At 27.3% G+C, this 12,916-nt stretch carries 12 protein-coding genes; 3 read left to right on the top strand and 9 right to left on the bottom strand.

The annotated features are described in order from the left end of the window. Positions 1-24: 24 nt before the first annotated feature. Genes AVBRAN_RS04345 through AVBRAN_RS04305 form a run of 9 tightly spaced genes read right to left on the bottom strand, consistent with a single transcriptional unit; the run spans position 25 to position 8,350 of the window. Positions 25-1,719 (bottom strand): proline--tRNA ligase, encoded by a 1,695-nt coding sequence (locus AVBRAN_RS04345; RefSeq protein ID WP_239803645.1) that lies wholly within the window; start codon positions 1,717-1,719, stop codon positions 25-27. Next, entirely contained in the window at positions 1,716-2,942 is a 1,227-nt protein-coding gene (gene hemA, locus AVBRAN_RS04340) for a glutamyl-tRNA reductase (RefSeq protein ID WP_239803644.1), read from the bottom strand. Before hemA ends, AVBRAN_RS04345 begins: the two co-directional genes overlap by 4 nt. Beyond that, on the bottom strand, positions 2,942-3,829 hold the full coding sequence (locus tag AVBRAN_RS04335; protein WP_239803643.1) for a polyprenyl synthetase family protein: 888 nt from the start codon (positions 3,827-3,829) through the stop codon (positions 2,942-2,944). Before AVBRAN_RS04335 ends, hemA begins: the two co-directional genes overlap by 1 nt. A gap of 1 nt (position 3,830) precedes the next feature. After that, positions 3,831-4,274, bottom strand: a complete 444-nt coding sequence (locus AVBRAN_RS04330; RefSeq protein WP_214117724.1) for a hypothetical protein — start codon at positions 4,272-4,274, stop codon at positions 3,831-3,833. Further along, on the bottom strand, positions 4,247-4,399 hold the full coding sequence (locus tag AVBRAN_RS04325) for a hypothetical protein (RefSeq protein ID WP_214119933.1): 153 nt from the start codon (positions 4,397-4,399) through the stop codon (positions 4,247-4,249). The genes AVBRAN_RS04330 and AVBRAN_RS04325 overlap by 28 nt, the downstream gene beginning before the upstream one ends. Further along, complete coding sequence (locus AVBRAN_RS04320) at positions 4,396-4,890, bottom strand: thermonuclease family protein (RefSeq protein WP_214117726.1); 495 nt, start codon at positions 4,888-4,890, stop codon at positions 4,396-4,398. Before AVBRAN_RS04320 ends, AVBRAN_RS04325 begins: the two co-directional genes overlap by 4 nt. Further along, positions 4,890-5,906 carry a D-alanine--D-alanine ligase gene (locus AVBRAN_RS04315; protein WP_239803642.1) on the bottom strand — a complete coding sequence of 339 codons (1,017 nt, stop codon included), beginning with the start codon at positions 5,904-5,906 and terminating at the stop codon, positions 4,890-4,892. Before AVBRAN_RS04315 ends, AVBRAN_RS04320 begins: the two co-directional genes overlap by 1 nt. 9 nt (positions 5,907-5,915) lie before the next feature. Then, positions 5,916-6,470 (bottom strand): Holliday junction branch migration protein RuvA, encoded by a 555-nt coding sequence (gene ruvA / locus AVBRAN_RS04310; protein WP_214117728.1) that lies wholly within the window; start codon positions 6,468-6,470, stop codon positions 5,916-5,918. Continuing rightward, positions 6,467-8,350 (bottom strand): flagellar assembly protein A, encoded by a 1,884-nt coding sequence (locus tag AVBRAN_RS04305; protein ID WP_214117729.1) that lies wholly within the window; start codon positions 8,348-8,350, stop codon positions 6,467-6,469. Before AVBRAN_RS04305 ends, ruvA begins: the two co-directional genes overlap by 4 nt. Positions 8,351-8,412: 62 nt before the next feature. On the opposite strand from AVBRAN_RS04305, the gene murJ reads away from it, so the two are divergent. Genes murJ through AVBRAN_RS04290 form a run of 3 tightly spaced genes read left to right on the top strand, consistent with a single transcriptional unit; the run spans position 8,413 to position 12,909 of the window. After that, positions 8,413-9,825 carry a murein biosynthesis integral membrane protein MurJ gene (gene murJ, locus AVBRAN_RS04300; protein WP_214119932.1) on the top strand — a complete coding sequence of 471 codons (1,413 nt, stop codon included), beginning with the start codon at positions 8,413-8,415 and terminating at the stop codon, positions 9,823-9,825. Next, positions 9,812-11,158: a cysteine--tRNA ligase gene (gene cysS, locus AVBRAN_RS04295; protein WP_239803641.1), complete on the top strand. Its 1,347-nt coding sequence runs from the start codon at positions 9,812-9,814 to the stop codon at positions 11,156-11,158. Before murJ ends, cysS begins: the two co-directional genes overlap by 14 nt. Continuing rightward, a complete protein-coding gene (locus AVBRAN_RS04290; RefSeq protein WP_239803640.1) occupies positions 11,155-12,909 on the top strand; it encodes an ABC transporter ATP-binding protein in 1,755 nt (584 codons plus the stop codon). The genes cysS and AVBRAN_RS04290 overlap by 4 nt, the downstream gene beginning before the upstream one ends. The last annotated feature ends 7 nt before the right edge of the window (positions 12,910-12,916 follow it).

Raw genomic sequence — 12,916 nt, 5'->3', positions numbered from 1 at the left:
ATTTATAGTTTTAAATGAATAAAATTATTTTAAAAGATTTGATAATTTATCTTTAACTTCGTTTGAGTTTAATTCTAGTTTTTCAAGTGTTTTACGAGCTCTAAATTCTACCAAATTATCATCAAGTTTTTTACCCACTACAATAGCATAAGGTGTGCCTATTAACTCATAATCACTCATTTTTACACCAAAACGCTCATTTCTATCATCTAATAAAACCTTAATGCCATTAGCCAAACAATACTCATATATATCATTTGCAAACTTAATTTGCTCTTCATTTTTAATATCTGATATTATGATTTGTAATGTAAATGCTGAAATATTTTTATCAAAAATAAGCCCATAATCATCATTATTGCATTCAGCAATTACTGCTAAAAGCCTACTAATTCCTATACCATAACAACCCATTATAAAAGGTTTTGCCTTGCCATTATTATCAAGATAAGTTGCATTCATAGCACTTGAATACTTATCGCCTAATTTAAATATATGCCCTACTTCAATGCCTTTTGTAATTTTTAAAGCTTTATTGCACTTATGGCATTCATCATTTTCTTTAACCAAGCTTAAATCATAAAAACGCTCTTGTAAAAAGCTAGTTACCTTAAATCCTACATAATGATAGTCTTTTTCGTTTGCTCCACAAATTAAATCGCTTTCATTTTCTAACTCGCTATCTATGAAAAATCTAACAGGACAATCCTTAAGCCCAATAAATCCTGGAACTAAATTAGCTTTTATTAATTCTTCTTCACTTGCATCTACTAAATCAAGTGCATTAGCTGCATTTAAAGCCTTAGTTTCATTTAGCTCATCACAACCTCTTATAAAATATACTATGATTTCTTCTTTATCTACATATATTGCTTTTTTTGCTACTGCTTTTATGAAATTATGCTCTTTGCATTTAAAGAATTTAGCTAAATCTTCTATGGTTTTTACATTTGGAGTGTGAAATTTTGCAAAATCAGCTTCTATTTCTTTAATAAATTTTCTTTTAGCTCTTTTTGCTGTTTCTATATTAGCACAATATCCACATTCACAAATAGCCAAATCATCTTCTCCACTAGGACTAATCACCATAAATTCTCTTGAACCACTTCCACCAATTGCTCCGCTATCTGCTTCTACAATCGCATAATTTAACCCTAATTCATCAAAAATTTTACAATACGCTTCTTGCATATTTAAAAATTCAGCTTCTAAAGACTCAAGCGAATCATGAAAACTATAAGCGTCTTTCATAATAAACTCACGAGCTCTAAAAAGTCCAAATCTAGGTCTTGCTTCATCACGGAATTTAGTTTGAATTTGAAATAAATTAATAGGCAATTGTTTATAGCTTGTAATTTTTCCACGCACAAGTGCAACTATTGCTTCTTCTGCTGTCGGACTTAGGATAAAATCATTTTCTTTTCTATCCTTAAACCTTAACAATTCTTTACCAAATTTAGCACTTCTTCCACTCTCATCCCAATAATTTAACGGGCATACAAAACTAAGATTTAAATAGTTTGCTCCTGCATTTTTCATATGCTTAATTACAATATTTTTAATATTTTCTAATACTTCAAGCCCTAATGGTAAATAACTATAAAGTCCTGAGCCAAGTTGCTCTATATAAGCTGCTCTACTAAGTAAAATATGACTTTTTAAGATAGCATCTCTTGGTGCTTCTTTTGTCGTTGGTGCGTATAATTTTGAAAATCTCATTCGTTTTCCTTCACATTAAATAAATAATTTAAACTTTGCGTTTCTAAACCTTCATCATCAATATTTTTAAGTCTTATTGTAGGTTCGTGCAAATAAGACTTCATAACTTGTTTTGCGAATTTCAATGCTTCTTCATTATCACTATTTTTTAAATAACCTTTCTTAATTGCTATTGCTAATTCTTGATTTATAATTTCATCTGCTCTAATTCTCATAGCTTTTATTATAGGAGTTACTTGAATTACATTTAAATCCTTATAAAACTCATTAACCATTTTTGCAACTACACTAAAAGCAATTTTTGCTTCTTCATCTTTAAATTGCATATTTTTCTTAACTATTTCATTTAGACTATCAACGCTAAAAACTTCTATCAATTCGCTATTTTCAAGCTCAATATCTCTTGGCACAGCAATATCAAAAAAATACCTTTTAAACTCAACCGGACTTATAATATCTTTAGTAATTATAGGTTCATTTGAACTAGTAGCACAAAATATAAGCTCATAAGAATTTAAAATAGAGATTAAATCTTCATAATCTAAGCATATTAAATCTAGTTCATTTGCTAGTTTTAAAGCATTTGCTTTGGTTCTTGAAATTATCGCAATATTTCCTTTTGTATGATTTAGCAAGTGTTTTGCAGCTAATTCTATCATCAAACCACTTCCTATTAAAAGGATTTTTTTAGTTTTAATATCACAAATCTCTCTTGCTTTTGCTACTGCAACAGAGCTTACTGATACAGAGTTTTTTGAAATAGCGGTTTTATTTCTAATCATTGCAGCACATTTAAAAGAATAATTAATCGCTACTTCTAAATTAGGAGAATAATTAGCACTTTGCAAGGCTTGTTTTAATTGACCTGTAATTTGAGTTTCCCCTATTACAAGGCTATCAAGTGAGCTTGAAACACTAAAAAGATGATGAATAAACCCACTGCCTTCGTAAATATCAGGAGAATTTTTGATAAGTTGCTCATCAATCTTACAAATTAAACATAAGCACTTTATTATGTATTCATAAACACCCACTTGGTTTTCAATATAACACATTATTTCTATTCTATTACAGGTGCTTAAAATCACGCATTCTTCTATGTAATCATTAGCTAAGATTAATTTATAAATTTCTTTTTTCTTAAATTCATCACTTAAAGCTAGTCTTTCTCTTACTTCAATACTTGTATTTTTATGAGTAAAACTAACGCTAAAATAATGCATCAAAACTCCCTAAAAATCATTTTTTTAACGATTTCTTTTAATTCATCGCTACTTGCGTATTTTAATGCAAGTTCTCCGTAATTTTTAGCTTCATTTATACTTGCATTTATTAAATCGTATTTTAAAAATTGCTCTTTTATCCACAATAATTCATCTTTGCTTAAAGTCTTACAAAAATAAGACCTTAGCCTTGCTTTATCATCGCCTTGCAATTTTTTATCTAGCATAATGTATGGAAGAGTAACTTTGCCTTCTTTATAATCATTTAGATTTGGCTTTCCTAAAGTAGCTTCATCTTGAGTAATATCTAAAATATCATCAACTATTTGAAAGGCAATTCCTAGATTTTTACCAAATTCTTTATAATCATTAGCGTTAGGATAATTAGCTAAAAGTGCTGCTGCATATGCACTCGCTTCTATTAATGAAGCAGTTTTTTTATAAATCATTTCATAATATTTGCTCTCATCTTCATTAAAGCTTTCTCCAAGCTCTACATCAAGCAATTCGCCACTACTAAGTAAGGCAACTGCACGACCAACACAAGCTGCTATTTCACTTTTAAAAGAGCATAAATTATAAAACGCAATTGAATATAAAATATCGCCTAGCATAATAGCAGTTTTATCGCCATAAATTGCATTAATACTTGGAGCATTTCTTCTAGTTAGTGCTTCATCTATTACATCATCGTGCATAAGTGATGCTAGATGAATACACTCAATTACTGCACATAATTTATAAGCTTCATCACTAACTCCAGCTATTTTTAAAATCAGTTTTGAACGTAATCTTTTGCCGTGATTTACCTTGGCTAAATACTCATAAATACTAGGATGCTTTAACTCTTTTATAAATTCATTTATATAAAAATCTATCTTTTCCATACTACTTCCCTTTTAAATTCTTATTAAACTCAATATCTACTCTTCCATCGTTATCAATAACTAAAACCTTTATTTTAGCTTTATTATCTTTAAAATCCTTAAATTCTAAAAAAAGTGTAACTTTATCAATGCTAGGATTTTTGTAATTAGGCAAAATTTGTTCTTTAACAAAATCAAGCCCCCTTCTAAGAGATAATACATATTGTTTTCTATAATTTTTATAATCTTTAAAATTAGTTAGCAAAATCAAATTCGTATTATCAAAATGCGTCCATCTAAAGGCATATTTTTGCCATTTTTCTTCACCCTTAGGACTTATGAAAAACCATTCTAATTCATCTTTTTTTAAAATATATTCTTTTTCATAAGCAAAATTAGGCACACCCGCAAATAAATTAATACTAAAAAAAATCAGTATTAAAAATCTATAATATTGTTTGGACATTCTTTATGATAAACCCCAGCTGCGTCATAATATTCATTACAATCTTCATAATAATGAAGCCTAATTCCATCTTTACTAGCACACGAGCTAAAAATAATAGCTATTAAAACAATCAATTTTTTCATGCTATCAACCATTGAAATAATTTTTTCAGCTCTTCACTTTCACTTCTTCTATTTTTATGCTTTTTTCTCCATTCATAAGGATTTTGAGCGTTTTTATCTATCCATAAGCCTTTTAATTCTTGTCTTGCTTTTAACTCATCGCTTTTATACATATTTGTATAATAAGAATACGCCCAAGCACAACCTTGCTGAACTACATAGCGATTTATATCTACCTCATCTAAATATACAATTGCTATGGTTCTTTTATATTTATCTTTGCCTTTGATTTTCAAATCAACCTTTTTGCCAATTATTTTAGAAGACAAAACCCTAGTACAATATGCACCAAAATTCTGACTTGTTTCAGGTGCGTCAATGCCATATAATCTAACTTTTGTTTTTTTCTTGCCTTTTCTTACTTGAATAGTATCTCCGTCCATTACTTTTGATACAAAATACTCTCCTGCAAATAGATTAATACTTAGCAAGAATATCAAAACAAATCTCATTATTTAGCTCTTACAATTTTATTTAAAAATGTGAAATTTTCTTTAATTTTAAAATCACTTTCAATAGATTTTGCTAATTTTTCTAAAGAAGATTTAAAATCATCAAATAAATAATTAGCATAAGAACCTGGATTTGGATTAATCTCATTTAGATAAATCTCATTATCTTTAATAAAAAAATCGCATCTAATTAAAGCACCTTTAAACAACGGCAAATAAAGTCTAGTAAAAGCGTCTTTTAATTTATTTACTAACTCATCATTAAGTTTTACTTCTTCTACTTTTTCTTGTTTAAAGCTTAGATATTTTTGGTCAAAATCTAAATGACCATTTTTCTTAGGCTCTTCAATCTTTGAAAATACAATTTTTTCGCCATCAAAAAATCCTGCTAGATTTACTTCTTGAATATTTTCAATAAAAGGCTCTGCTAAAATCTTGTCATCAAATTCATACGAACTATCATACGCATAAGCAAAATCTTCTTTATTTTTTACTATATTTATACCTATACTACTTCCAAGCCTAGCTGGTTTTAAAATAACAGGTAGTTCAACCTCATCATTTTTGCTTTCTAATAATTTATAAGCAATTGTTTTAACCCCTACTTCATTTGCATAAAGTTTAGTTAAATGTTTATCAAAACTAAGCACACAAGCAGCAGTTCTAGGGCCTATGTATTTTATATTATAAAAATCAAACATAGAGGCTAATTTCCCATCTTCGCCATCTTTTCCATGAACTATATTAATAGCTATATCAAATTCTACTTTTTCTTCGCCTAAAAGTTTTTTAAGATAAAAGCCACCGTGTTTTAATACTAAAGGCTTAAGGTTTTTAAAACCACCTTTTGCAAAATAATTTGCATTCATATTGTTTTTATCTATTAGATAAAACTCATTATCAAAACTAACATAAATAAAAATTACATCATCTAATAATTTTGCCACAGTTACAGCACTTACTATGCTTATTTCATGCTCGTAAGAATTCCCACCAAAAACCATTGCGTATTTCATTTATTTTCCTTAACTTAATTTTTTAAGAGCTAGTTTTATTACTTCGCTAACACTATTTGCATTTATATCTTTTAAAGCTTTAATCACAGCTTCTTGTTTAAAACCTAAAGCAAGTAAAGCTTCACTAGCTTCGTAATAATAATTATTCTCCGCACTTATTCCTAATTTGATTATTTTATCTTTTAATTCTAATATTAATCTACTTGCACTCTTAGCACCAATTCCTGGAGCTTTACATAAAGCTTTTGCGTTTTCATTAATAATAGCACTTTGCAAACTCGCTACATCCATTGACGATAAAAGTGCCATAGCACTTGTAGCACCTATGCCATTTACTTTTATTAAGGCTTCAAATAATATTTGCTCACTTTCATCTAAAAAGCCATATAATTTATTTGAATCTTCTTTAATAATTTGAGTAATTAATAAAGCTACTTTATCTCCTTTATTAATCCTAGCAGCACTTAATAAGCTAAGATTTATTCCATACCCTACTCCATAAGTTTTTAAGATTATAAACGCAGGAGTTTTTTTAATAACTTCACCTTCTAAATAAACTATCAATAATCTTCCTTTTCTTCCATAAATTCATCTTCGTAATTTTTAACTTCTGTTCTTTTTAGCTTTACTATTTTTGCACTTTCTTCATCACCTATCATAACTCTTTCTAATTTTAAACAATATAAATCTTCATATTCTTTAGTATTATAAGTTAGCTCAATATCAGGATAAAGTAATTTGAATTTAATTTCATTTAAATTCGCCCATCTTTTAGTATTTATAACCTTTGCTTCATAGACTTTATTTTGCAATCTTTTTAAATCATCTTCTAAATCTTTATGCTTATCTTTAAAATCTTTTAATTTAGTAATTAAATCATTATATTCAAGCACAACATTTTGATAATCTCTAATTTTTTGCAAAAATGCAGTAGGTGGAATAATATTACTTTGCTTCATCTCTGCTAATCTTTGTTTAATTTGCATAATACTATCTTTATTAGCGTCTATGATTGATTTTTTACTATCTATAATTTTTGGTAAAGATAATAGATTTTTATTTACTTCGGCTAATTGACCTAAAGTTTTTTCAAGACTTTTAACAATTATTGGAGATTTACTAGCACTTACTAAGAATTTGTTATTTTCTCCTAAGCACTCTTTAACAACTGCAATATCACTAACTTCTATAGTTGTATTAGTTGTAAGTGTATCTATCATTACTTTATTTGCTATGATTTTACCGCCTAATGCGTGTTTTACTCTTACATTTTTTCCTACAATAACGCCATTTTCAAGCCTATTTACTTCTATATCTTCGCCTTCGCAATAACCCCTATGCACTTCTATATTGATTTTTTTCGCATAAATCTTACTTTTTGAATGAGTTTGTCCACCTATATTTGCAATCTTTGCTTTTACTACTGAATTTTGAGCGATATTTCCTTTTACATTAAGTGTGCTTACTTCTATACTAAGATTTGCCCCTACTGCATCTTTTAAATAATCTTGTTCATCAACATTTAAAGTAATATCTTTATTAATACCTGCATCAATTGAACCTGTTGTTTTAAATTCCACAGCTTGAACGCTAACACTATCTTTTATATCATACAACTTATCTCTATAAACAAAAGTTACATAGCCATTTATATTTGCATAATACTTTATACTCAAATCATCTTCAAGCATTCTAATATTTTCACTAACCTTAAAATCAGGCTCACTTATAATATTAGAATTAGTAGCATTAATGATATTTCCTTTTAAATCCTTACCATTAACAGCTTTTATTGGTTTAATAAATTCAATTATTAATTCATCTTTACTAATAGCATTTATAAAACCACGCTGAGAATAATCAATTTTAGCATTTTCATCTACTTTTTTATCTTTATAATAAAGCTTGGTTTCTGAATTAATAGCATTAATTGGCTCAATCCCCTTAGCTAAAACTATACTAGCTTCCATAATTTGCTTACTTTCAAATGCCTTTAGCATTTTTACAAGCTGCTCTTGAAAAGTAAATTCTCTAATGCCTAGTAATAAACCTGCTTTTATAAATTTTTTATTAATTAAATCTCTAATATTTTCTATATATTCAGCAAATTCTATTTTATCATCATAATTTATAGCACTAAAATTTGCTACTACCTTAGTAAGATTTTTATTTGTTCCTATCTTAAAATCAATTAATGGAACAATATTGTCTATTATTTCTATTTCATATATTTGTTTAATTTCCATATCGTCATTAAAGAATTTATCATCGTTAAATACTTCTAATTCGTGTTCTAAAAGAGTTTGAGACATTCCATCTTTAGTGATTATTGTCTCATAATGAAGAACCTTAAAATCTAAATTATTTATATCTTTTCTATATCTATTTGCATAATTTGTTAATTCATCATAAGGTTTATCTGTTTTGATTATGTATTTTTCCAAATTGTAAAGCCTTTATTTTTTTTCGTTAATATACCTAAAAATAAATTAAAAAAGTAAAATGAATGAAACAAGAACTAATAAAAAAATATTTTTTCAATATTTTTGGTATTTTAATATCAAGAATAAGTGGCTTTTGTAGAGATTTTTTACTAGCTAGATTTTTAGGGGCTAGTATTTATTCTGATATATTTTTTATAATGATAAAGCTTCCGAGTGTTTTTAGAACCTTATTTACCGAAGGCACATTTAATCAAAGCTTTTTACCAAATCTAGCCAAGACTAATCGTAAAGGCGAATTTTGTGTAAAGATACTTATAATTTTTATAGCTATACTTAGTTTAATAGCCTTAATTGTTTTTATGTTTTCTAATATCTTTACTAATCTAATAGCCTATGGTTTTGATGATGAGATTAAAAAAATATCAGCACCTTTAATCGGGCTTAATATTTGGTATTTAGTGATTATTTTTTGTGCTTCGTTTTTTGCGTCTTTACTTAATTATAAAGGTAGATTTTTTATAACTAGCATAAGCGCTTCTATTTTTAATTTTGCCTGTGTAGCTGCTCTTTTAATATTTAAAGATTTAGAAAAATTACAATTGCTTAAAATGATTACTTATTTTATTTTAATAAGTGCTTTTATTCAAGTAATTATTTTAATGATTGCTTTAAAGGATAATAAAATCTTTCATTCTATGATAATTTATGTAAAGAATTTAAATCATAAAAATAAAAAAACTTCTCTTAAAGGCTTTTTTAAAAATTTTAGCTCATCTTTAATTGGCTCATCAAGTTCGCAATTAAACTCATTGGTTGAAATTGCTCTAGCTAGTTCATTAGCTCACGCAAGTATTTCATATCTTAATTATTCAACTAGACTTTATCAACTCCCATTAGCCTTAATTGCTATAGCTTTTACTCAAGTATTTTTCCCAAGCTTAATTGCTTATATTAAACAAGGAAAAATTCAAAATGCTATTTTAAGTATTCAAAAAATATTTGAATTAATGTTGCTTTTATTAATACTTGCTGCATTAACAGGCTATATTTTAAGCGAAGAGATAATTAAACTCTTATTTGAGCGTGGAGCATTTACAAATGAAAACACACTTGAATGTGCTAAAGTCTTAAGGCTTTATATATTATGTATAGTTCCACTTGGAATTTCAAAATTATTTTTAGCTTGGATAAATGCAAATTATTTACACTCAATTGCTGCTAAGATTTCAATAATGTCTTGTTTTATAAGTATAATTGCAAGTTTATGTTTGATAAAAGATTTTGGTATTTTAGCGTTTTGTATAAGTGCTAATATTTCTGCTTGGTTTATACTACTTGCTTATCTTTTTGTGTTTTCTTATGCTAGATTTTTTAGTATTTTAAGACCTAGCGTTTGCTTAGGAATTATCTTTATTAGTGTAATATTTGCTTATGTTTTAATATATTTAAAAGGATTTTTAAATGCAATTTTTTAACTCACAAACTAGAAAAAAAGAAGAATTTACATATAAAAATGAATGTATAAATATATATGTTTGCGGTCCAACCGTTTATGATGACGCACATTTAGGCCATGCAAGGTCAAGCATAAGTTTTGATTTATTAAAAAGAGTAATTAAAGCAAATGGTTTTGAAGTAAAATTAGCGAAAAACTACACAGATATTGATGATAAATTAATCAAAAAAATGAATGAAAGTGGCAAAAGTCTAGCTGAAATTAGCGAAACTTATATTAAAAGTTATGAAGCTGATATGAAGGCTTTAAATGTTTTAGAGCCTGATATTAGCCCAAGAGCAACTGAATATATTAATCAAATGATTAGTTTTATTGAAAAATTGCTTGAATTAAAATATGCTTATAGATTAGATGATGGAATATATTTAAATACAAGTTTAGATAAACTTTATTTAAGTATTTCAAACAAACCTCAAGATGATACTATCTCAAGACTTGAAAATGAAGTAGATAAAAAGAATGCAAGTGATTTTGTATTATGGAAATTTGATGAGAATTATTATAAAGCAAGTTTTGGCACAGGTCGTCCTGGTTGGCATACTGAATGTGTTTGTATGATTTTAGATATTTTTCCTAAATTACACATTCATTGTGGTGGGGCTGATTTGTTATTTCCACACCACGAAAACGAAGCTTGTCAATGTCGTTTAGCAACTAAAAACGAACTGGCTACTTTTTGGCTACATAATGGCTTTGTAAATATTAATAACGAAAAAATGAGTAAAAGTCTAAATAATAGCTTTTTTGTAAAAGACGCTTTAAAAGAATTTAGCGGAGAAACACTTAGATTTTATTTACTAAGCACTCATTATAGACAAGATTTTAATTACACAATTACTGATTTAAAAGCTTCTAAAAAACGCCTTGATAAAATATTTAGAGTGAAAAAAAAGCTTAATTTAAATGAACTAGATTTAAAAACAATAGCACCTAATAGTGAGCTAAAAGCAAAATTAGTTGAAGCTTTAAGCGATGATTTAAATACTTCAAAAGCACTTGCAATTGTAGATGAATGGGTAAATTATGCAAATACTATAAAAGCTAATGATGAGCTTAAAAATGAGTTTTTAGCTATTGTTGAATTATTAGGAGTTGGAGTGATTAATCCTAATGAATATTTACAAAATTGTGATGCGAAATTCCGTATTCAAATTCTAAAATTAATTGATGAAAGAAATGAAGCTAAAAAAAATAAAGATTACGCAAAAGCCGATAGTATTAGAAACGAATTAAGTAATTTAGGCGTAAGCATTCAAGATAGCGCTAATGGTGTTGATTGGGAGATTTTATGAATTTAAAAGAAATAGAAAATCAAAATGTATCCCAATTAAAATTATCTTATGTATTAAAAAGGTTTAAGCACTATTTTAAAGATTATAAAATAAGATTTTTTCTAGCAATAATAGGTATGATTTTAGCTTCAGCTGGAACTGCTGGTAGTGCTAAGATTATTGAACCGATTTTAAATAAAATCTTTGTAGAAAAAGATGTAACATTATTATATATCTTACCTTTAGGTGTGTTTGCTTTATATTTTATAAAGAATTTAGGTCTTTATATGCAAACAATTAATATGGGTTTTATAGGTATAGAAATTACAAAAAGACTAAGACAAAAAATCCTAAAAAAAATCATAGTAATGGATATGAAATTCTTTCAAAAACACCCCAGTGGAGAGCTAATATCACGCTCATTAAATGATATTGGAAGTCTTCAAAATGTGCTTACTAATTTCATTCCTGATATTACAAGAGAAATAATTACAACCTTAGGCTTACTTTATGTAGTGATTTCTCAAAGCCCAAAATTAGCTTTTTTTGCATTTATTATCTTACCTGCTGCTATGCTTCCTATTAGATATTTCATAAAAAAATTAAAAAGCATAGGAATAGCAACACAACAAAATTATGCCGAGCTTACTTCAAGACTAAATGAGATTTTAGGCAATATTGAGCTAGTTAAATCATCAAATGCTGAAAAATTAGAACTAGAAAAATACAAAAATAGTAATGAAAATGTAGCAAAATTAATCTATCGTGGAACTAAAATAAATGCCTTTACAAGCCCTATTATGGAAACTTTTGGTGCTTTAGGCGTATCGGCAACTATAATAATAGGTGGAATGGAAGTTATAAATGGCTCTATGCAAATAGGCAATTTTTTCTCATTTTTAACGGCTTTATTTTTAATATATACTCCTGTTAAAAGAATTACAAGTCTTTATGCAAGTCTTCAAACAAACCTAGCAGCTAGCACAAGGACTTTTTATTTACTTGACCTTGAGCCAGAGATTAAAGGCGGAGATGAGAATTTAAATCAAGAAATTAAAAGCCTAAAATTACAAAATGCTAGTTTAAAATACGATGATAAATTAGCTTTAGATAATGTTAGTATAGAGTTTAAAAAAGGCGAAATCACCGCAATTATAGGAAGAAGTGGTAGTGGAAAAAGCTCTTTAGTAAATACTATTTTAAGATTTTATGAGCTAAATTCTGGAGAAATTAAAATAAATAATAACAATTATAAAAATTATTCACTAGATAGCTTAAGAGAAAAAATAGCAATAGTTACACAAAATATTTATTTATTTAGCGATACTATTGCAAATAATATTGCTTATGCAAATGAATTTGATGAAGAAAGAGTAATCAATGCTTTAAAACTTGCAAATGCTTATGATTTTATAAGTGCTATGCCTGATGGAATTTATACTAAACTAAGTGAAAAAGGTAATAATTTTAGCGGCGGTCAAAGACAACGCCTAGCACTTGCAAGAGCGTTTTATAAAAATCCTGAAATAATAATTTTTGATGAAGCAACAAGTGCTTTAGATAATGAAAGTCAGAATTTAATATCAAAAAGCTTAGTAAATATTAAGCAAGATAAGATAATTATTCTAATAGCACATAGACTAAATTCTATTGCAATTGCTGATAATATTTTGATTTTAGATAATTCTAAAATGGTGGGATTTGGAAACGATAAAAGCTTAGAAAATAATGAATTTTATAAAAAATTAAAAGAAAAATTTGAAGAATGTTAAAAGAGAT

The organism is Campylobacter sp. RM12651, from assembly GCF_022369475.1.
In the GTDB taxonomy this organism is placed as follows: domain Bacteria; phylum Campylobacterota; class Campylobacteria; order Campylobacterales; family Campylobacteraceae; genus Campylobacter_E.
The sequence above is the reverse complement of the archived record's forward strand: the minus strand, read 5'-3'. Positions and strand labels throughout refer to the sequence as shown.